Genomic DNA, 21,639 nt, shown 5'->3' with positions numbered 1-21,639 from the left:
TGTTGTGGTAACTTTAATTTTATCAAAAGGTGTCCTTTTTGTTGAGTAAAATAAGAGTAAATAGAAAATCGCTTCACGCTTTTTGCGCGAAGCGATTTTCTATTTACTGGGGTTTTGTCCCAGCCTCATTACTTTAATAAAAATTACAATACGCTTGCGTGGCCATCGTAAATATCGCCTTTTGTACCGTCGATTGTTATATCTTGACCATCTTTCAACAGTTCTAAAGCATTCTCCACTCCAACGATAACAGGAATTCCTAAGCTTAAGCCGACTACTGCCGCATGGGAAGTTAATCCGCCTTCTACAGTGATAAGTCCTGCTGCTTTTTCAATTGCTGGCATCATATCACGGTCTGTTCCATGGGTAACAAGAATATCACCGGAAGAAACTTTTTGGATAGCCTCTTCATTGTTACGGGCAATTACTGCTTTACCATAAGCACTCTGGCGGCCGATTCCCTGACCTTTTGCAAGAACATCACCAATAATATGGACCTTTAATAAGTTCGTTGTTCCACTTTCACCAACCGGAACACCTGCTGTAATAATTACACGATTACCATGACTGCAAATACCGGATGATAATGCACGCTCAATTGCCACATCTAGCATTTCGTCGGTAGTGCTTGTCTTTTCACCAAGAACTGGGTAGACTCCCCAAACAAGAGCGAGTTGACGGTTTACCCGTTCATTGAACGTAACAGCTAAAATCGTCTGTTTTGGACGATATTTAGAAATCATTCGTGCTGTATGCCCGCTTTCTGTTGGAGTAATTATGGTTTGAACATCCAAGTTCATCGCCGTATGCGTTACGGATTGACTAATAGCCTCTGTAATCGTCATTTCAACAAGCTTGGAGCGCTCGCTTAAAATATTTTTATGCTGAAGTGCAGATTCTGTTTTTAAAGCAATGTTATTCATTGTCTGTACCGATTCAACAGGATACATACCTGCTGCTGTTTCACCAGATAACATGATGGCATCAGTTCCGTCAAAAATCGCATTCGCCACGTCGGAAGCTTCTGCACGTGTAGGGCGCGGGTTACGCTGCATCGAATCAAGCATCTGTGTAGCTGTAATGACCGGTTTACCAGCAAGGTTACATTTCTTGATTAGTTCCTTCTGTACAAGTGGCACATCTTCAGCTGGTATTTCCACACCAAGATCCCCACGAGCAACCATAAGACCGTCACTTACTTCTAATATCTCATCAATACGGTCTACACCTTCCTGGTTTTCAATCTTAGGAATGATGTTAATGCGGTTGCCAAGATGTTCTTCCAGTACTTGACGAATTTCAAGTACATCAGATGCACGACGGATAAAGGATGGTGCAATGAAATCAACATTATTTTTAATACCGAAAATAATATCTTCTTTATCTTTTTCCGTCATGCCCGGAAGGTTCAACGATACGTTTGGTACGTTTACACCTTTTTTATTTTTAATTTCTCCAGAGTTCAAAGCTCTTGTTGCAATTTCATTGTTTTCTTTATCGATTGAAACAACTTCAAGTTCGATTAATCCATCATCAAGTAAAATTTTCGAACCAACCGCAACGTCATTGATCAATCCAGGATAGGAAACAGAAAATCGCTCTGCATTTCCTTCAACCTCATCCATTGCGATATAAACGGTACTGCCGGCTTGGATATCAGCTTTTCCATCTTTGAATTGGTTTGTACGGATTTCCGGACCTTTTGTATCTAATAAAATTGCAACATTTTTATTTCGGTTAGCTGCAGCTTCACGGATGCTTTTAATACGGGCACCATGCTCCTCATAGTCACCGTGGGAGAAGTTTAATCTTGCTACGTTCATCCCTGCATCCATCAATTGCTCTAATGTTTCCACCGATTCAGAAGCAGGACCAATTGTACATACTATTTTTGTGTTTCTCAATGTAATTCCTCCTTGTTTTAAGCTATATCGATAATTCTTTTGATAAACTGTACATTTCTTCATGAACTGTACTTGGTTTGTTAAAGATATCACTAATAGAATAGTCAACAAGCTGATTGTTCTCTATACCAACCATTCTACCCGCTTTCCCTTTCATTAAAAGCTCGATTGCACGAGCACCGAGCCTGCTTGCAAGCACGCGGTCTGCTCCAGTAGGTGAGCCGCCCCGTTGAATATAACCGAGAACAGTCACACGCGTTTCCAGTTGTGTCGCCTCTTCTATTCTTTGACCATATTCAAAACCGCTGCCTACCCCTTCAGCGAGAAGTATAATACTATGCCGCTTCCCACGTTGGTGACCACGCTTCAAACGGTCAACTATTGTTTCAAAATCCTCTGTATCCTCTGGAATAATGATGCTTTCCGCTCCTCCGGCAAGTCCTGCCCACAATGCCAGGTCTCCTGCATCTCTACCCATTACTTCAATGATATAGGTACGCTCATGCGAAGTAGCTGTGTCACGGATTTTGTCGATTGCTTCAATAACGGTATTTAATGCAGTATCAAAACCGATTGTAAAATCCGTGCCCTTAATATCATTATCAATCGTGGCTGGAACACCAATACAAGGGAAGCCTTTTTTTGTAAGTGCATCTGCACCGAGGAAGCTTCCATCACCGCCGATAATCACGAGGCCTTCAATTCCAAACTTCTTCAATTGCTCAATTGCCTTTTCCTGACCTTCATTCGTTTTAAACTCATCACTTCGGGCTGAATAAAGCATTGTTCCGCCTCGCTGTATAATGTCACCAACAGAACCGATTTCCATTTTTTCGATACGGCCTTCCATCAATCCTTGGTAACCGTACTTGATGCCATACAGTTCCAATTCGTGATAAATTCCTTTTCGAACGACAGCGCGGATTGCAGCATTCATTCCCGGCGCATCGCCGCCACTTGTTAGAACTCCAATTCGTTTCATCTTCTTCACCTCAAATATAGGTTTTATTAGTACAAGCTTGATTTCAGCTTTTACATCAATTCTCAAGCAAGGAAAAACTGTACTATTACTTTCATATACCCTGTATCATTTTACCTCACTACATTAAAGATAAATAAAAAGCGGTAAAATAGCAATTATTTCACCGCGAAATGATTAGAAAACTAGCATTCGCCAATACTTTTCGGCGAATGACTTCGTTGCACTTATGCAGTAAGTAAGGCTTTATACTTATCTTTCTGCCAAAAAACACGGCGCTTGTCACTAAAAAGACAAAGCACCGCTCATTTCTTATCGATTTGTATAGTCACCAATTTGTTTATATTTTTCCCATCTTTTTTCCAATAACTCCTCTTCATCGTATGTAGCTAAGGTCTTAAGGGATTTAGATAGGACTGTATCGATGAATTTTGCTTGTTCATCAACGTCACGATGGGCTCCACCTCGCGGTTCCGGAATAATTTCATCAACAACCTGAAGTTTTTTCAAATCATAGGAAGTGATTCCCATCGTTTCTGCCGCATGTTTTGCTAAACTTGCATCTTTCCAAAGAAGCGCTGCTGCCCCTTCAGGCGATATGACAGAGTAAGTTGAATTCTCGAGCATATGAATATGGTCTCCAACTCCAAGCGCAAGCGCTCCGCCGCTACCGCCTTCTCCGATGACAATACAGACGATCGGAACAGTAAGGCCAGCCATTTCCATTAAGTTTCTTGCAATTGCCTCACTTTGTCCCCGTTCTTCTGCAGCTTTCCCGGGATAAGCTCCCTTCGTATCGATAAAACAAATAATTGGTCGCTTAAATTTCTCTGCTTGTTTCATATGACGTAATGCCTTCCGGTACCCTTCCGGATGAGGCATCCCGAAGTTACGGCGGATATTTTCCTTCGTATCCTTCCCGCGCTGATGGCCGATAATGGTAACCGGCTTATCTTTATAAAAAGCAATACCAGAAACAATTGCAGCATCATCACCAAATAAACGATCACCATGAAATTCGATGAAATCAGTAAAGAGGAGCCCGATATAATCAAGTGTCGTTGGACGGTCTCCGTGTCTCGCCATCTGCACCCGTTCCCACGGTTTTAAGTTACCGTATATATCATCTTCCAATACTTTTAACCTTTCTTCCAAGGTTGAAATTTCATCGGTTAAATCCATTTCACTATCTTGTGTAATCTTTTTCAGCTCGGCAATTTTGTCCCTTAAATTGACTACCGGCTTTTCAAAATCTAATACTTGCTTCATTTCTTACTCTCCACCCTTCTGATGCAGCTTCAGCAACTGGGAAAGGGTATTCCGCATATCTTTTCGGTGAATAACTTTATCTAACTGTCCATGCTTTAGCTGAAACTCAGCGGTTTGGAAATCTTGAGGCAGTTTTTCCCTGATTGTTTGCTCTATAATTCGTCTACCTGCAAAGCCGATTAACGCACCTGGTTCCGCAAAATTATAATCGCCGATAGATGCAAAGCTTGCAGACACTCCTCCTGTTGTCGGGTGGGTCATAACAGAAATCATCAATCCGCCAGCATCACTGAATCGTTTAATAGCAATTGAAGTTTTCGCCATTTGCATAAGGCTAAGAACACCTTCCTGCATTCTTGCGCCTCCTGAAGCAGAAAAGATAATGAACGGAATCGCTTCTTTTCTCGCATTCTCAATCGCACGGGCAATTTTCTCACCGATTGCTGAACCCATACTTCCCATCCGGAAATTCGAGTCCATTACTGCAAAGGCAGTCGGTTGGCTGTCAATCAAACCTTTTCCCGTTACAACACCTTCATTTAAACCCGTTTTCTGCTGATCTTTTTCCAGTTTTTCTATATAATCCGGGAAGTTTAGCGGGTTTGCAGATGTGATGCCCGCATCCCATTCCATAAATGTATCTTCATCAAAGAGGCTATCAATCCGCTCCCAAGCGGCAAGTGGATGATGGTAGCCGCAGTTCGTACAGACGTGTTGGGATTTCTTCACTTCTTTTGTGTAAAAGATTTTATTACATCCTTTACATTTCTGCATGAGACCTTCCGGAACGTCCATTTTCCCCTGTTCACTTGGTATCGATGCATATCGTCTGCGCTTGCCAAATATATCTTTTAGCAAGATCATACCTCCTTCTTTCTAACAGCGTGCATAGTATATCTATTCTACTATAGCTTAACCACGACGAAAAATCTGTTATTTTCTGTAAGCTATTCGGAATTAATCATATAATTGATGATCTTGCTGTTCAAATAATGCTTCTATCGCATAACAATCTTTTTTCGACAATAGTTCCATTAATTGGTTATAAAAAGTTTTACCATAATAAGCTACAGGAAGGGAGCTTGAAAATTCTTCAAGCATCATCCAAATTTTTAGCAATAATTGATTATTCGCTTTTTTAAATAAGTAAGAGAAAAAAATCATATGCTTTTCTTCTCGTGTTATTTCCTTGCTAACCGAAGCATCCAATTCTAATAGTGCCGTCTCGTCCAATTTTGGGCATGCTAACTTCACCGCTTCTTTTTCAATCATCGCTTTTACTTGAAGGAGTTCATCTTTCGTCCTATCTGCTAATAAAATGAATGAAGATAATAATTCCACAGATTGTAATGATTGATAGGTTCTTAAAAATGTTCCTTCCCCGCGACGGGTTTCAATCAGCCCTAACAACTCAAGCGCACGTAATGCTTCCCTGATGGAAGATCGGCCTGCTTGTAATTTATCGGCTAACTCTCGTTCCGAAGGCAATTTATCACCGGGTAATAGATGATTGTCTTTAATATAAGCCCGTAATTCCTCGAGCACGCCTTGATATACTTTTGGTTTCGAAGAATTTGACACCTTAAACATCTATCCCTTCCTAAGCTTCTTCATCTCATCATTCGTAGTTTCCTGCGAGCTCTCTCGTCTTCTCTGCTACCTCTTCTGGATCGACTTGGATACGGGCTACACCAGACTCCATTGCTGCTTTTGCAACACTTTTTGCTACAATTGGTGCCACACGTGCATCAAATGCTACAGGAATCACATAATCCTCATTCAAATCTTCATCCGAAATTAGAGAAGCAATTGCTTCCGCTGCTGCTACCTTCATCGCTTCATTTATTCTTGTTGCACGTACTTCAAGCGCTCCCCGGAAAATCCCTGGAAATGCCAATACGTTATTTACTTGGTTCGGGAAGTCAGAACGACCGGTTCCAATCACTTTAGCACCAGCCTTCTTCGCCTCGTCCGGCATAATTTCCGGATCCGGGTTTGCCATGGCAAAGATAATGGGATCTCTATTCATTTTTGCTACCATCTTTTCTGTCAGAGCCCCGGCAACAGAAACACCAATAAATACATCGGCATCCTCCAGCATATCCTCGAGTGTACCTTCCAACTTATCAAGGTTCGTAAACTGAGCGACCATTTCTTTAATTTCATTCATTCCATAGCTTCTGCCGTCATAAATAGCCCCGCGGGAATCCGTCATCACCATATTGCGTACACCAAAGCTCTCCAGTAACCGGGCAATTGCAATACCTGCAGCCCCTGCCCCACTTAATACGACTTTAATATCTTTAAGTTTCTTATCGACAAGCTTCAAGGAATTAATTAAGCCTGCAACCGTAACAATTGCTGTTCCATGCTGGTCATCATGGAATATCGGAATATTTGTTTCATCCTTCAAGCGTTCTTCAATGATGAAGCAGTTTGGTGCCGCAATATCTTCTAAGTTAACCCCGCCGAATGTCGGCTCAAGAAGTTTTACCGTATTGACAATCTGGTCAACATCTTGAGTTGCTAAACAAATCGGAAACGCATCTACCCCTGCGAAGCTCTTAAATAATACTGCTTTCCCCTCCATAACAGGAAGTGAAGCTTCAGGTCCAATATTGCCGAGCCCGAGAACTGCTGAACCATCACTGACAACAGCAACCATATTCCCCTTCATCGTGTAGTCATAGACGCGAGATGTGCGATCGTAAATTTCTTTGCAAGGCTCCGCTACGCCTGGTGAATAGGCAAGACTTAAATCTTTTGCATCGTTCACCGGAACTTTTGATTCAACCGAAATCTTACCCTGATTCACTTTATGCATATGTAATGCTTCATCTCTTAGATTTGCCATGATTATATTCTCCCCTTTAAATATTCCCATATTCAGACGGCTGACTGTACGCTTTAGTGGTCTGACCACCTGCAACTTCTATATTATATCAAATGAGAAACATCTGTAAAGCATCACAACAGACTATGCTTTTCTCATTACGACATTGTCTTTTCCGAAAAAATCTCTTAACTTGTTTAAACTTGCGTGAGTTGGATAAAGGAAATAATTTTCCTTTAATTTATAGGATTGGTCTTGTACTTCGTTATATAGAATAATTGGTGCACTTCCTGGATGCTCTTTAGCGACTTGATCAATTACGTTGAGTGCTTCAGGATTGGTCTCCTCCGTCGATTTGATAAAAATAACTTTTCCAGATGCTTGTTCCAATTCTTCTTCCTTAAAAAGCTCCATCTCCTGAGCCACAAATTGTAAACGCCCGTTCCTCTCTTCTGCCCTGCCGGTAATCGTTATAAGCTGTTCTTCCTCGAGCCAGCGCTTTACTTCTCTATAAGTATCCGGAAAGATAACTGCGTCTAACGTATCCTGTTCATCTGCAATCACAAGGAATGCCATCTGTTCACCACGCTTCGTTCGAATTTGTTTAATCTCCTGCACAATTACAACAATTTTCGTTTCATTCTTCCGGAGAACATGCTTTAATGCAGCAAGTTGCAAGTAACCACTTGCACGAAGCCGAGTTCGGTAATTTTTAAGTGGATGACTGGAAATATACATCCCAAGTAATTCTTTCTCATCCTGAAGCTTCTTTGCTACCGTGAAGTCTTCTATTTCTACATATTTCCCTTCCAAGCTGAGCTGATTTTCGAAAAGATTCGGCTGGTCATAGAACTCGCGGAATAATTCGCCTTGTTCCATCGCCTGATCAATGGAAGCAAGCAAACTTGCGCGATTATCATATAGATCATCAAAGGCACCGGCAAGAATCAAATTTTCAATCGTCGAACGCTTCACAGTCTCAGTCGGTACCCTTAAGCAAAAGTCAAACAGATTCTTAAACGGTGCTTTCCTCCGTGTTTCAATAATAGCCCAGATCGCATCCCTGCTAATCCCTTTAATCGAGTGAAGACCCATGCGAATCTGCCCCTTTTCCACCGAGTACTTACCAAAGCTCTGATTAATCGATGGCGGCAAAAGTTCCAGACCCATCTCACTCATCTCTTTTAAGTAAAGTTGAATCTTATCTTGCTGATTCCGAGCGGCACTTAAAATTTCAGCAAAAAAGTTCGCAGGATAATTTGCTTTCAAATAACTTAATTGATACGAAATTTTACTATAAGCAACTGCATGACTTCGGGGGAATCCGTAATTGGAAAAACGAACAATCCAACTGAAGATTTCCTCCGCCACTTGCATCGTATAACCATTGCTCATACAGCCTTGGGTAAAGGCTTGATGCTCTTCTTCCATTGCTGCATGGTTTTTCTTACTGACAGCTCGTCGCAGAATATCTGCTTCACCTAGACTGAACCCGGCAATCCGGCTGGCAATTTGCATAATCTGTTCCTGATAGACGAGTACCCCGTAAGTTGATTCCAAAATTGGCTTCAGGTCTTGATGCGGATATGAAGTAGCCTGCTCTCCATTTTTCCTTGCGATATAAGTCGGTATGAAATCCATTGGACCTGGCCTGTAAAGCGCATTGACCGCAACGATATCTTCAAAGTCTGTCGGCTGTAATTCTCTCAGCACCCGCTTCATCCCTTCAGATTCCAATTGGAAGACTCCATTCGTTCGGCCTTCTCGAAGGATTTGAAACGTTCGATTGTCCCAAACAGGAATTGCTTCCAAACGAAGCGGTCCCTTTCTCACATAATTTACAGATTGAACGACCCTTTCGAGCAAAGACAAATTCCGCAAGCCAAGAAAGTCCATCTTCAATAAGCCGATTGCTTCCAGGTCATTCATGGCAAACTGGGTTAAATAGGTCTCCCCTGCCCCTGTTGTAAGCGGAGTATGCTCAAGTAATGGCCTTTCACTAATAACTACACCGGCCGCATGGGTTGAGATGTGACGCGGGAGCCCCTCCAAGCTTATCGCTACCTGGAATAATAGTTTTAATTTAGTGGATTGCTTAATATACGCTGCTAGCTCAGGAAGACCTTTCATCATCTCTACTATAGAATTCGACGGCTGAGAGCCGATTTCCTTTAAAATAAATCGGGCATCTTGTTGTTCCACGTCAAGTGTCTTTATTAATTCTCTTATTAATGACCTTGCCGCAAATGTACCAAACGTAATAATTTGTGCCACATGCCCCGTACCATATTTTCCTCTGACATATGCAATGACTTCATCGCGTCTTTCATCGGAGAAGTCAATATCAATATCTGGCATCGTCTGCCTTTCCGGATTCAGGAAACGTTCAAACAGCAAATCATACTTTATCGGATCGACATCCGTAATCCCGAGCGTATATGCGACGAGTGAACCAGCTGAAGAACCACGGCCAGGGCCGACAACGATCCCTTTCTGTTTGGCATATGCAATAATATCTGCTGTTATAAGGAAATAGTCACTGAAATCCATTGTCTTGATAACAGATAACTCGTAAGCCAGGCGTTCTTTAATTTCTTTCGTTGGTTCGTCGTATTTCTCTTTCAACTTCAACATACATTGTTCTTTTAAATAAGTATGTGCATCCGTCACTCCCTCGAGCGGAAACGTCGGGAGATAGCGTTTTGTAAAGTCCATTTCAACCGAGCATTTCGCAGCGATTTTCTCTGATTCATGGATTGCTTCAGGAAAAAGCTCCCCAAGTTCAAGTTCCACTTCCTGCTCGGTACGTAAATGCTTACCTTTTAGCTCAGGAGTTGATAATTGCATATTCCACTGCCTGCCACTTCTCATCGCAAGAAGACAATCATAGCTATAGACGTCTTTCTCCTCGAGATAATGAACATCTGTAATGACAGTAATATTCGTTGGGTATGTATCTGCGTAAGCTTTTAATAATGAAGCAGTTATCCCACTTTGTTCGACACCAATATAAAAATCTTCTTTTCCAAACAGCTCTTCAAATGATTGCAAATAATCCTTTACATCCTGAAAGTTATTATCACCCAGCATTGAACGAAGCTTCGTATCTTGAACCGGAATAATCCCAATTAATCCGGTTGCTTGCTCTCTAATTTCTTCCGTAGAAAGTGCCGCTTTATCTTCCACTTGAAGGAGTGTGCTTAAACGCATCAATTGATGATATCCGGTATAATCCTTCGCAAGTAATGTAAGATTCGTAATTGTTCCTTGTTCATCCGCTAAGAGTGGTACGATCAAACCAAGTATCGGTTTAATGCCTGCACGCATACATGCACGGTAAAAGGAGACAGCTCCGTACAGTACCCCCTCATCCGTTAAAGCAAGTGCAGGGAATTGTAATTCCTTCGCTTTATTTATTAATTTATCAATGGTAATTGTACTGTTCATAAGACTGTAGCCGCTTCTAACTTGTAAATGTATGTAAGCCATACAATCCCACCTTCTTTTCATTACTTTCTATTATAGCAATAATATAAGAACAAGCATACGGTTACGTGTTTTTTTCCGTGATTGTTACAAGGGTTCATAATCAGAAACATCTATTCATAAAATAATAAAGGACATGCTAAAAGGGGTGAAGTGCTTCATGGAGGAACGGTTTTTCGCAGCATTTATCCATTGTTTTTTCATTGCTTTCGGTGTTATTCTTGGCGGTTCCGTTATCGGTAGTATCGGAGACTTCGCAACTGGGGAAGCTCCGTTATCATCCATGACAAGAATCGCGGACAAATTGCGTATTTGGGCAATTGTGGCGGCAATCGGCGGAACATTCGATGCGATCGCCAATGTAGAAAGAGGCTTACTCGATGGCTCCACCTTTGACCTTGTAAAACAAGTGCTCCTCATCGTCTCTGCAATGGGGGGAGTTAAAGTTGGAATTATGATTATTGAATGGCTCACACAGAGAGGGATGTCTTAAATGCACTTCCCTCCTTATTATAAACGACCGGAATGGCAGCGATTCATCATCGGTATCCTCGTTGGCGGCCTCGTCAGCTACTTCGTCTTAATCTATATGTATGGAGTCATGTACGAAGAATTGCTCGCCGAGAATTATGAACTGCGAGAAGAAATCATTGATCTCAGACAACAGAATAAAGCGTTACTTGAAAGTCAGGAAAATCAGGACACCGCAAGAACAATAGAAGCGATTGAAATTACGATTTCAAATCCAAATGTGCTGAAAAATGACAGCTTACTCGTCTCCCAGCTCAAAACATTAATCAAAGAAGAAGTCAGTCATCTCATCGGAAATGATATCTTAAATGTTTCCTCCAGTGTAGAACTGCTTATCTCAGCAATTGAAAACAAAGCGTTCACGATTGATAGCGTTACGTATCACTTTTCGATTACACGCTTAATCATTGATTCAAAATTAATCATTGCCGTTGAAGGAAAAGTAGCGAATTGAACATTTCATGAGTTATCTAGAACTCCCGTTTAATGTGCGTATATTTTGTGTAATATAGGAGTAAAAATGATTGTAAGCGTTCTTCTTGGATTCAAGTAAAATCGGAACCAATTTATTAAATGCCCATAGGATAGAAGAAGAATGGAGGAGAAACATCATGGTCATACCTAGAAAATCCTTATTGAATCAAAAAATCGAGCAATTGAAAAATGGGGAAAATGCCTTTGCTGAATCAGCGGAACTTATTCGCCTGCTCGAGCGGGATATAGCGAGAGAAAATCTAAATGTCGTATTCGATAAAACTCCAGCCGGCTGTTGGATTATTCCCCAGAAGGATTACCCGGAGATGAGTGAATAACCCAGACGAGAAAAAGACTGGGTTATTTTCTAGCAGATAAGAAATATAAGCCCTTTCTTGCCGCATAAGATAAAAACGTAATGAATGTCAAGTTGTCTAATAGTTTTCACATGCTTCATTTAAATCATGAATGACCTGGTCCGCTTCCTTCCATTTATAAATGGTCGCACCTGACGCCATCGGATGTCCCCCACCATCATATTTAGCGGCAATTTCATTAATGATTGGTCCTTTCGAACGAAGCCGAACACGAATCAGATCCTCTTCCTCAACGAAAATGACCCATGCTTTTATTCCCTTCACGTCTCCAAAAATTTGTACAAGTTGCCCTGTCTCATCTGGAGAAACCTGAAACGTTTCGAGTAATTCCTTCGTTAATTTCACAGCGCAGAGCCCTGAATCAAACATTTCAAATTCCTTTAAAATATGTCCTCTTAAACGGAGTATATGAGTTTCCACACTATAAAGATTCTGATATAATTCCGAACGGTTGAAGTTATACGTAACAAGCTCAGCTGCATATTGGAACGTCTTCTTCGTCGTACTCGGGAAAAGGAACCTGCCGGTATCCCCGACAATTCCCGCATAAAGCAGGCGGGCTCCTGCATCATTCAAAATAAAACCTTCTTCTTTCCCTGCTTCATACAGCTCATAGATCATTTCACTCGTCGAACTTGCCGTTGTATCAACCCATTGTACGTCACCGTAGATGTCGACGTTTGGATGATGATCAATTTTAATGATTTTCTCGCCCTTCATGTATCTTTCATCATCGACCCGAGGTGTATTCGCCGTGTCACAAATAATGATAAGTGCCCCTTCATATGTCGCATCGGAAACAACATCCATCTTCACAAGATAATCAAATTCAGGGTCATCCTCCCCTACGATATAGACTTTTTTCTCCGGGAAGGAGGCTTGGATAATTTCTTTCAGTCCAGCTTGCGAACCAAGTGCATCCGGATCCGGTCGAACGTGCCGATGAATAATAATCGTGCCATACTGTTTAATTTCTTTCATGATTGCTTGCTTTTCCATACTATAGCTCCAATCTTATTGTAGAATATAATCACTTTATTCATCAAACCTTCCTCATATCAATTAGAACGAACTGGCATAATAAGTGAAAACAAGTTAAAATAGACTTATAATAGCAATGGATCGTTTCATAGAATGTTTATTTAGGAGAGATTGAATGATTATATTCACTATCGGTATTGTTATTTCTATTGTGTTATATGTATATTATAAGGTTGCAATTGTGAAAAGCAAAGATATCTTAACACAGAAATATTTTAATGGAAGATCCCGACTCTGCCTCGGTGCTTTTATTCTTCTTTTCGCTATCAACCAATATTTCTTTTACGAAAGTGTCATTTCCATATTTATTGGAATTATCTTTGCCCTCTTAGGCGGCATGCAAATTATCCGTGGATATAATGAATCAAGACATTATAAGAAAGAATACCGCAGACTCCATCCAGCTGAATGAAAAACAAAGGCGGAAGCGCCCGTTTAGCAACGTACAAACTGTGCCTCCCAGGATGGGAGGTAGTTCCATGTTGCCCCAGGAAGGGGCGAACTTAATCGAATCTCCTTTTTACCGGAAGGGAGATAAAGGTAACTCAGGCGACGAGAGTGAGTTTATGTTGACTTTCACCACAAGGGTATAAGTGCGACTAAGCCTCTGGCTGAAGCCAATTGGCAAGTCTTCTTTATCGATTGGAGGTGTGTGAAGTTTGATAGTTGTTGGGCGCAGAGCGGACGCGGCTAGTCCTAGTAATTATAGTAGTCCACCGTACTTATTTTATAGATGCAATGAAAAATGCACCCAATAAACGGGTGCATTTTTTTATCGGCTGATTAGCTGTGCCATTAAGAGCCCCTTTCCAATCAATGTGCGTTCATCGTATACCTCAACATCAATTTTTGCGTATAAACGTCCGATTTCAAGAATGGTTGGATGGATGCTCAGTTCACTTTCGATCTGCACTGGCTTTGTGAAAAATACTGTTATATTTTCAATCGAAAGGTCCGCTTTCCTCATATGCATTAATAACCGGCTGCTCGATTCAATAATTAAGGCAGTGAACACACCATGACCTAACGTACCGAGATGATTCGTCATCTGCGGCACAACACTCGTAATAAATACATGGGGGTTATCTTCACTCGTGACGAGATTACTATTGATAATGTCACTTATCGTCTCCCCGACTTGTGGCTGCCGTTGAATCTGCTGCATTGCTTTTAACACATCTTGCCGCGAAACGACACCAGTGAGCGCCCTTGCCTCGTCAACTACTGGCAATAACTCAATCCCTTCCCACACCATCGTATGGGAAGCAGATGCGAGAGACGTCTTGGACTGGACGACATGGGGTTTCCTGCTCATTAATTTGTCAATCCCTAGATTCTCATCTTGACCCACAATATCTTTAGAAGAAACCATGCCGACAACTCGTTTCTTACTATCAATAACAGGGAAACGTGTATGTGTTGAATATTTGTTCAGTTCATACCAATCTTTTACCTTATCCTTTGTCTTTAGATAGAATGTTTCCTCTAAAGGTGTCGCAATATCTCCAACAAAAATAATTTCCTTCTTAATTAGCTGGTCATAAATCGCCCGGTTAATCATCGAAGCTACGGTAAATGTATCATAGCTAGTTGAGATGATCGGCAAACCCGTTTCATCCGCAAGCCGCTTATTCTTCTCGTCCGTATCGAATCCGCCGGTAATTAATACAGCTGCTCCAGCTTCGAGAGCACTATAATGCGCTTCCACCCGGTTCCCGATAATCAGCAAAGAACCAGCATCGGTGTAACGCATCATGTCTTCCAGCTGCATCGCGCCGATTATAAACTTATTAAGTGTTTTATGCAGCCCTTCCCTGCCACCTAAAACTTGTCCATCAATTATATTAACAACCTCTGCAAACGTCAGTCGCTCGAAATTTTCTTTTCTTTTCTTTTCAATACGGATTGTTCCAACTCGCTCAATCGTACTTACGAGTCCTTGATTTTCCGCTTCTTTAATTGCCCGGTATGCGGTTCCATCACTAACATCCAAATCTTTCGCTATTTGACGTACGGAGATTTTCTGGCCAACTTCCAACGATAAAATGTGTTGTAAAATCATTTCATGCTTTGTAGCCATTGTTTACACCGCCTCATCTGTACTATATCAAAGTCTTAACTCAATTATACAGTTTAAGGCGTAATAACTCAATGTTTGTCACGAACTTTGTTTTCTTCAACCGACTGTTCTATTGCGGGCGGCTGTATTATCTGTAAAAGACTTGCTAAGTTTGAACCAACAACTGCGAGAAAGAACAACAGCCACATCGCCCAGAATGTCATCTCAAGGGTGGAAGTGGCTTGTGGGATTTTCGGCCAGGCAAAATAAAGCATGAAGCCTGCAAGCAGAAGTCGGAGGGTCTGTTGGTTTTTCATGGGTGGGTGTGCCTCCTTTCGTTGGTATTAGTTTATGAGTTTTATGTATTTAAAAGAACATAAAATGCTTTATTCCATGTTGTTTTAGTATGTTACATCAACTATCGTTTTTTCACATTCAAGGTCAGAAAAATTAAAATCACTTGGAAGTTCATTGTCATCCTCTATAAAGTTACACTCATCTGGAAAACGACCGTTAATATCTATATTATTGCCCCCACCCAAATCACCTTCAACTCTTAAATCTGAATCATTGTGGTTTAAATTATTTTTTGTTTCTAATTGATGAATGAATTTCATAATTACCAAAGTCGGCTTTTCCATCACCATATGTAGTTGGGAACGAATCAACCCAACTACATATGGTGATGAAGCATTAAATACGTATTATGAAATTCATTAAGATAGGAAACAATAATAGAAGAATAAAAAGGTCAAAATTATTCACGAGAAGAAGCTAATGTAAAGTTGAACTATCTCTTTCCCGTAAAAATAAGCAATCAATGCTCCAATCACTATATACGGACCAAAAGGAATCGGCTGTTTCCGTTTTACAACCTTTAAAGCGATCAACAGGATGCCAACAATCGCTCCAATCAGGCAGGCTAAAAAGAAAGCTAGGAACACATTCTGAAAACCTAAAACAATTCCAAGTACTCCAAATAACTTCATATCCCCAGCTCCCATACCGCCTCGGCTCACTAAAATAATCAATGCCAACAGCACGGTTCCAGCAACTGCCCCGGCAATCGGTGACCACCAAGGTTCGAGTGGTGTGATCATACGAAGAATAATAAATAGTGGAAGGAAAAACAGCAATACTTTATTTTGGATGATCATATAATGGATGTCCGAAACAAAAATAATCATTAACATCGATACGAGTAATAGCGATATTATGAGTTCTGCGCTCAACCCAAACGTTAAGTAACTAAGTACAAATAAAGCACCAGTTAAAGTCTCTACGACAGGATAAATGATGGATATTTTTTCTTTACAATTCCGGCATTTCCCTAGCTGTAACAGATAAGATAGAATTGGAACTAATTCAAACCACGCTAAGGTTTTATTACATTTCGGACAATGGGACCGATTATGAACGAAGGTTTCGTTCTTTGGCGAGCGAATCCCTACTACATTAAAAAAAGAACCGAAAGCAGCACCAAATAGAAAGAATAGGGAAGATAAGAATAACTCCACTACACGCACTCCCTTTAAATAACAAAAAGAAACTTTATACCTAAGATTATAGCACCACCAACCAAAAATAGTTAGTCAATATGGATCGATTTAACAAAAATTTTACAAATAAAAGACTGTATAAACGCCTTCTCAGCATTTATACAGTCTTTTTGTTTACCATTTTCCAGATATTTAAAGTTCGATAGACTCTCCAACCTTCAGCGCACGCCCTTCGCCAGTTTTCACTTTGCTTGCCCAAGCGTCAGCATCTTGTTCAATCACTGGGAATGTGTTGTAATGGACCGGTACACTTACTTTTGCATTTATCCAATCTGCTGCAATAAGTGCATCTTCCGGTCCCATTGTAAAGTTATCTCCGATTGGAATGAATGCCACTTCAATATCATTCATTTCTCCGTACATCTTCAAATCGGTAAACAGTGCGGTATCTCCAACATGATAAATTGTTTTCCCGTTTACGGTGGTGAAGAGAATCCCCCCTGGCATCCCGCCATAAATGATAGAACCATCATCCTCCGTGTAAGATGAACCATGGAATGCTTGGGTGAATTTCACCTTACCGAAATCAAACTCTCTTGCCCCTCCGATATGCATGGGATGGGTTTCAATTCCCTTCGATCCTAAATATACAGCAAGTTCATTCGGAGCAACGACGAATGCTCCTGTTCGCTTAGCAATTTCAAGTGTGTCCCCTACATGATCATTATGCGCGTGAGTTAGTAAAATAGCATCTGCTTCTACTGTATTTGAATCTAAATCACAAGCTTCATTTCCTGTAATAAATGGATCAATTAATATCGTATGTTTTCCTGTTTCGACTTTAACGACGGAATGACCGTGATAAGATACTTTCATTTACTATCTCTCCCTTTTTAGAATTAATTCTATCTATACTAAAATTAAAACATACTGTATAGGGAATGTTAAGCGATAACAAGTTTCCCATAAGAAAAGCACCGCAGCAAACGGTGCTTTTCCATTATTTATTCACTTTTCTCGCTATCATCTTTACCCATTTTCTGCTTCAGCGCTGCAAGTTCGTCATCTACATCATTCGTAATTAAATCTCTGAAATCATCATCTAATGTCCGGCTTGCCTGTGACAGGTCTTCAGACGTTTCTGCTTCTGCTTCAAAACGTAATACTTTCTCTTCCATACGCTCAAAGCCTTGGCGAGAATCGTCACTGCTGATAGAGGACATTGTACGGTTCATTTTCGTCCTTGTTTTCGCAGATTCTGCGCGAGCTTTCAAAGAATCTTTTTTCAAGCGCATGTCATTGTATTCCCGCTTCATTTCATCGAGCTTATCACGCAGAGACTCTACATCCGCTTGCGCTTTCTCCCAAGATTCTGTGAGCGTTGCTAATGTGCCTTCATGCTCACGTCGATCTTGGAGGGCACGGCGGGCTAAGTCATCATTTCCTGCCTCAACCGCTTTTTCCGCTTGTTCCTGACGGCGATCCACTAATGCCTGTGTATCATTGACCTTCCGCTTCAGCATCTTCTCGTTTGCAATTTGTTTGGCAACGGCTTGCTCTGCTTCTCTGATATCTTCCCCCATATCACGCAGGAACTGATCGAGCATTTTAACCGGATCCTCTGCCCTGTCAATCATCGCATTTAATTCTGAACTTACTACCGTCTTCATTCGCTTGAAAAATTGAAACATGTAATCTCCTCCTTGAAATATTGTTAATCTTGGATAGACAAATTAGATAAAAATCCTTAAGGAACTGTTTGCTTATTAATACGGGCTGACAACAAAAAAGGTTTCAAGAAAAATATAAAATGCTAAAAATATTTCACAGTGCTATACTAGTAGTACTATATGTTACTTGAGGTGATTTACTTGAATACACGTATTGAAGAGTTAATAAAAGAACTGAAACGGAATAATTTTGATAGTGCTTTAATAACATCTACAGCCAACTTCTATTATTTGAGCAACTATTATACCGAACCACACGAGCGGGTCATCGCAGTCTATGTCAGTGAAGCAATCGATCCAATTATCGTCGTTCCGGCCATGGAAGTGGAAGATGCGAAAGCGGCTGGCTGGAATGATACGATCATCAGTTATCATGATCATGAAAACCCGTGGCAGTTATTAAGTGACTTTCTCCGCGGTCAGGAAAAATTACCAGTATCGATGGCAATTGAGCATAATCACTTCACATTAGAGCGTTATAATAACCTGACAGCGAGCTTCCAGAATGTTGCATTTTTTGATTTGGAAAATATACTTGCTGATATTCGGGTTATTAAAAGCAAAAAAGAATATACACTCTTGAAACAAGCAGCACAGTACGCTGATCTCGCGATAAAAACAGGGATAGAAGCCATTGCAGAAGGAGCTACAGAACTAGATATTATTGCTGTTATCGAATATGAAATGAAAAAGCAAGGCATCCAGGAAATGTCCTTTGCAACGACATGCATCTCCGGTGCGAAAACAGCTTCCCCTCACGGCACACCTGGTCAAAAGAAAATAACGGCAGGAGACATAGTCTTATTTGATCTTGGTGTTATTTTTGACGGCTATTGCTCCGATATTACGCGCACTGTTGCTTTTAAATCTGTTACCTCAGAACAAGAAGAAATTTATCAGACAGTTCTCCGGGCAAATGAAAAGGCGATTGAAGCATCTCAGCTTGGCACACCAGTAAATAAAGTCGACCAAGCTGCACGAGAATACATTGAATCAAAAGGATATGGTAAATACTTCAATCATCGTGTCGGTCACGGACTTGGGATTGAAGTCCATGAGTACCCTTCCATGAGCAGTGATAATACGCTCGAACTAAAAGAAGGTATGTGCTTCACAATTGAGCCGGGAATCTACATTCCAGGAACTGGCGGCGTTCGCATTGAAGACATGATGTTCATGACGAAAAACGGCGCCGAGATCTTAACAGCATACCCGAAAAATTTACAAATCATCGATTAAAGAAAAAGCACTGGAGTCCAGTGCTTTTTCTTTAATTACGTAATACATCTTGGACACTTTTATATTCCATCTCATGTGTATCGGCAACTGCTTTATACGTGACATAACCGCCTAGCGTATTTACCCCTTTAAGAAGGGCTTCATTATCTAGTACAGCTTGTTTGTATCCTTTATTTGCAAGTTGCAGAACATAAGGTGAAGTCGCATTCGTTAAACCTATCGTTGCCGTTTGCGGAACTGCTCCAGGCATGTTTGCAACTGTATAATGAACGACTCCATGTTTTAGAAATATTGGATCGTCATGTGTTGTAATACGGTCGCTCGTTTCAAAGTTTCCACCTTGATCAATGGCAACGTCAACCATGACAGAGCCAGGCGTCATTTGTTTCACCATCCGCTCTGTCACAAGGACCGGGGCTTTAGCGCCAGGAATTAATACAGAGCCAACGACGAGATCCGCTTCTGTCACCGCTTCTTGGATATTATGCGGATTTGAAATTAATGTCGTAATGGAATTCCCAAAAATATCATCGAGTTGACGTAAACGATCCGGATTTAAATCAATAATCGTAACCTTCGCACCTAAACCAATCGCAATTTTAGCAGCATTTGTACCAACTACCCCGCCGCCAATGATGGCAACCTTCCCACGAGCAACTCCAGGAATACCGGAAAGGAGAATTCCTTTTCCACCCTTAATTTTTTCTAGGAATTGCATTCCGACTTGCGTAACCATTCTTCCAGCAACTTCACTCATCGGTGTTAGTAATGGTAACGGGCCATGTGGCAATTGTACGGTTTCGTAAGCAAGAGCGGTCACTTTATGCTCCGCAAGTGCCTTCGTTAATTCAGGTTCATTCGCTAAATGTAAATACGTAAATAAAATAAGTCCTTCATGAAAATATTTAAATTCTTCTTCTTGGGGTTCTTTTACTTTAAGTACCATATCTTGTTTCCATGCTTCTTCCGCTGTATCAACAATTACTGCTCCAACTTCTTTATAAGCCTCGTCTGCAAAGCTCGAGCCTTCACCAGCATTTTTTTGAATAAACACTTGATGCCCTGCTTGCGTTAAGGAATACACGCCGGATGGTGCCATTGCGACTCTGTTTTCATTGTTAAGTACTTCTTTCGGTATACCGATTCTCATTCCCCGTATCCTCCTGTTTAAGCATAATTCATTCTATTTAATTGTATCAAAAAGATTGTTTTAAAGCATTAAAATAATCAAATAGACAGAAAAAAGTTGAAACAGACCGCGCCATAACCTCCGGCTTTATGTCGCGTCTGTTCAACTTTATTTTAATGACAATTATCTGCTTTTATTGTTGAAATGATGGATGCCGCGGTTGTTTTCGAGTTGGTTTTCAATAACACCACTCTGGTAGCTTTCATTCAACTGATTCTTGACCGTTTCTACACCTTTTGGATCGGTATATAGTTTTGGATGTTTCTTTTCTTTTTCCAAAAAGATCACCTCCTTACTGCTAGCTTGCCCAAAAGGCTGTAACAATGTTGTGATTTTTATTGGCAAATATTGATTGTAACGTTGTAAAAAAGGGTATATAATTAAAGTAGAGAGGAGAGATAACTATGAAATATCAAAATATTGTAATCGCTGTAGATGGTTCTGAAGCTGCTGAAAAGGCATTCCAGAAAGCAATCAAAATCGCAAAAAACAATGATGCACGCCTTGTTATCGCACATGTTATCGATTCCCGCACCTTTGCAACAGCTGAAGCCTATGACCGCACACTTTCTGAGCGTGCCGAGGAATATGCGAAGGAACTATTAGATAATTACATTGAAACAGCGAGAAATGAAGGGCTTACTGATTTAGTAAGATGTATCGAATACGGCTCTCCAAAAGTAAAAGTTCCGCGTGATATTGCAGAGAATTTCAAAGCGGATTTAATCGTCTGCGGGGCAACAGGAATGAACGCGGTCGAACGCTTCCTCATCGGAAGTGTTTCTGAAAGCATTACACGACATGCAAAATGTGACGTATTAGTAATTAGATAACTGCTTCAAAGGCAAAAGCGCCCGTTTAGAAACAGAATTAAAAAATAATGGGACGAAAGGATTTTCACATGAACTGCGCCCTGTCAAGTGGACAGTAAAAAAATAAAAATCTATGCCGCAGCCTGGTACCGATATTCTAACGGTGTTAGGCTGTTTAATTTCGTTTGGTATCGTTCTTCATTATAAAATTCCATAT

General features: G+C 40.8%; 22 protein-coding genes. 6 read left to right on the top strand and 16 right to left on the bottom strand.

Annotated elements, in window-relative coordinates; translation table 11 throughout:
- Window positions 1-143: 143 nt before the first annotated feature.
- The 7 genes from pyk to dnaE form a co-directional block, all read right to left on the bottom strand.
- Entirely contained in the window at window positions 144-1,904 is a 1,761-nt protein-coding gene (pyk, locus tag L3V42_RS17370) for a pyruvate kinase (protein ID WP_235762478.1), read from the bottom strand.
- Window positions 1,905-1,926: 22 nt separating this feature from the next.
- Complete coding sequence (gene pfkA / locus L3V42_RS17365) at window positions 1,927-2,886, bottom strand: 6-phosphofructokinase (RefSeq protein WP_238472568.1); 960 nt, start codon at window positions 2,884-2,886, stop codon at window positions 1,927-1,929.
- Between the two features lie 309 nt (window positions 2,887-3,195).
- Window positions 3,196-4,152: an acetyl-CoA carboxylase carboxyl transferase subunit alpha gene (accA, locus tag L3V42_RS17360; protein ID WP_235762476.1), complete on the bottom strand. Its 957-nt coding sequence runs from the start codon at window positions 4,150-4,152 to the stop codon at window positions 3,196-3,198.
- 3 nt (window positions 4,153-4,155) lie between these two features.
- Complete coding sequence (accD, locus tag L3V42_RS17355; protein WP_238472567.1) at window positions 4,156-5,010, bottom strand: acetyl-CoA carboxylase, carboxyltransferase subunit beta; 855 nt, start codon at window positions 5,008-5,010, stop codon at window positions 4,156-4,158.
- A 99-nt stretch (window positions 5,011-5,109) separates the two neighbouring features.
- Window positions 5,110-5,742, bottom strand: coding sequence for a FadR/GntR family transcriptional regulator (locus tag L3V42_RS17350; protein WP_235762474.1), 633 nt, complete (start codon window positions 5,740-5,742; stop codon window positions 5,110-5,112).
- A gap of 28 nt (window positions 5,743-5,770) precedes the next feature.
- A complete protein-coding gene (gene ystJ, locus L3V42_RS17345; protein ID WP_235762473.1) occupies window positions 5,771-7,006 on the bottom strand; it encodes an NADP-dependent malic enzyme in 1,236 nt (411 codons plus the stop codon).
- Window positions 7,007-7,129: 123 nt separating this feature from the next.
- Window positions 7,130-10,474 (bottom strand): DNA polymerase III subunit alpha, encoded by a 3,345-nt coding sequence (gene dnaE / locus L3V42_RS17340; protein WP_238472566.1) that lies wholly within the window; start codon window positions 10,472-10,474, stop codon window positions 7,130-7,132.
- 157 nt (window positions 10,475-10,631) lie between these two features.
- Here dnaE and ytrH point away from each other — a divergent pair, with 157 nt between their 5' ends.
- The 3 genes from ytrH (at window position 10,632) to L3V42_RS17325 (ending at window position 11,814) form a co-directional block, all read left to right on the top strand.
- Window positions 10,632-10,964, top strand: a complete 333-nt coding sequence (ytrH, locus tag L3V42_RS17335) for a sporulation membrane protein YtrH (protein ID WP_235762470.1) — start codon at window positions 10,632-10,634, stop codon at window positions 10,962-10,964.
- Complete coding sequence (ytrI, locus tag L3V42_RS17330) at window positions 10,965-11,456, top strand: sporulation membrane protein YtrI (RefSeq protein WP_235762469.1); 492 nt, start codon at window positions 10,965-10,967, stop codon at window positions 11,454-11,456. It begins immediately after the preceding gene.
- A gap of 157 nt (window positions 11,457-11,613) precedes the next feature.
- Window positions 11,614-11,814: a YtzJ family protein gene (locus L3V42_RS17325; protein WP_235762468.1), complete on the top strand. Its 201-nt coding sequence runs from the start codon at window positions 11,614-11,616 to the stop codon at window positions 11,812-11,814.
- A gap of 96 nt (window positions 11,815-11,910) precedes the next feature.
- Here the strand turns inward: L3V42_RS17325 and L3V42_RS17320 are convergent, their stop codons facing one another.
- Window positions 11,911-12,852: a DHH family phosphoesterase gene (locus L3V42_RS17320; RefSeq protein WP_235762467.1), complete on the bottom strand. Its 942-nt coding sequence runs from the start codon at window positions 12,850-12,852 to the stop codon at window positions 11,911-11,913.
- Between the two features lie 157 nt (window positions 12,853-13,009).
- On the opposite strand from L3V42_RS17320, the gene L3V42_RS17315 reads away from it, so the two are divergent.
- Complete coding sequence (locus L3V42_RS17315) at window positions 13,010-13,306, top strand: YtpI family protein (RefSeq protein ID WP_235762466.1); 297 nt, start codon at window positions 13,010-13,012, stop codon at window positions 13,304-13,306.
- 360 nt (window positions 13,307-13,666) lie between these two features.
- Here the strand turns inward: L3V42_RS17315 and L3V42_RS17310 are convergent, their stop codons facing one another.
- The 6 genes from L3V42_RS17310 to L3V42_RS17285 all read right to left on the bottom strand — a co-directional run bounded on the left by L3V42_RS17310 (window position 13,667) and on the right by L3V42_RS17285 (window position 18,143).
- Window positions 13,667-14,974 carry a DRTGG domain-containing protein gene (locus tag L3V42_RS17310; protein WP_235762465.1) on the bottom strand — a complete coding sequence of 436 codons (1,308 nt, stop codon included), beginning with the start codon at window positions 14,972-14,974 and terminating at the stop codon, window positions 13,667-13,669.
- A gap of 68 nt (window positions 14,975-15,042) precedes the next feature.
- Window positions 15,043-15,270, bottom strand: coding sequence for a hypothetical protein (locus L3V42_RS17305; RefSeq protein WP_235762464.1), 228 nt, complete (start codon window positions 15,268-15,270; stop codon window positions 15,043-15,045).
- A gap of 84 nt (window positions 15,271-15,354) precedes the next feature.
- Window positions 15,355-15,570 carry a hypothetical protein gene (locus L3V42_RS17300; protein WP_235762463.1) on the bottom strand — a complete coding sequence of 72 codons (216 nt, stop codon included), beginning with the start codon at window positions 15,568-15,570 and terminating at the stop codon, window positions 15,355-15,357.
- A 144-nt stretch (window positions 15,571-15,714) separates the two neighbouring features.
- Window positions 15,715-16,470 (bottom strand): prepilin peptidase, encoded by a 756-nt coding sequence (locus L3V42_RS17295; RefSeq protein WP_235762462.1) that lies wholly within the window; start codon window positions 16,468-16,470, stop codon window positions 15,715-15,717.
- Window positions 16,471-16,644: 174 nt separating this feature from the next.
- Window positions 16,645-17,328, bottom strand: coding sequence for a metal-dependent hydrolase (locus tag L3V42_RS17290; RefSeq protein WP_235762461.1), 684 nt, complete (start codon window positions 17,326-17,328; stop codon window positions 16,645-16,647).
- 128 nt (window positions 17,329-17,456) lie between these two features.
- The gene (locus L3V42_RS17285; protein WP_238472565.1) at window positions 17,457-18,143 is read right to left on the bottom strand and encodes a PspA/IM30 family protein; all 687 of its coding nucleotides are present in this window, start codon (window positions 18,141-18,143) and stop codon (window positions 17,457-17,459) included.
- A 180-nt stretch (window positions 18,144-18,323) separates the two neighbouring features.
- Here L3V42_RS17285 and L3V42_RS17280 point away from each other — a divergent pair, with 180 nt between their 5' ends.
- Entirely contained in the window at window positions 18,324-19,421 is a 1,098-nt protein-coding gene (locus tag L3V42_RS17280) for a M24 family metallopeptidase (protein ID WP_235762459.1), read from the top strand.
- Window positions 19,422-19,452: 31 nt separating this feature from the next.
- Here L3V42_RS17280 and ald read toward each other — a convergent pair whose 3' ends face one another.
- Both ald and L3V42_RS17270 read right to left on the bottom strand, forming a co-directional pair.
- Window positions 19,453-20,571, bottom strand: a complete 1,119-nt coding sequence (gene ald / locus L3V42_RS17275) for an alanine dehydrogenase (RefSeq protein ID WP_235762458.1) — start codon at window positions 20,569-20,571, stop codon at window positions 19,453-19,455.
- A gap of 162 nt (window positions 20,572-20,733) precedes the next feature.
- Entirely contained in the window at window positions 20,734-20,889 is a 156-nt protein-coding gene (locus L3V42_RS17270; protein ID WP_235762457.1) for a hypothetical protein, read from the bottom strand.
- 125 nt (window positions 20,890-21,014) lie between these two features.
- On the opposite strand from L3V42_RS17270, the gene L3V42_RS17265 reads away from it, so the two are divergent.
- Window positions 21,015-21,443, top strand: a complete 429-nt coding sequence (locus L3V42_RS17265; RefSeq protein WP_235762456.1) for a universal stress protein — start codon at window positions 21,015-21,017, stop codon at window positions 21,441-21,443.
- The last annotated feature ends 196 nt before the right edge of the window (window positions 21,444-21,639 follow it).

This window comes from Oceanobacillus alkalisoli (genome assembly GCF_022213125.1).
In the GTDB taxonomy this organism is placed as follows: domain Bacteria; phylum Bacillota; class Bacilli; order Bacillales; family Amphibacillaceae; genus Oceanobacillus; species Oceanobacillus alkalisoli.
Note: the sequence above shows the minus strand (reverse complement) of the source record. Positions and strands in the feature narration are given on the sequence as shown.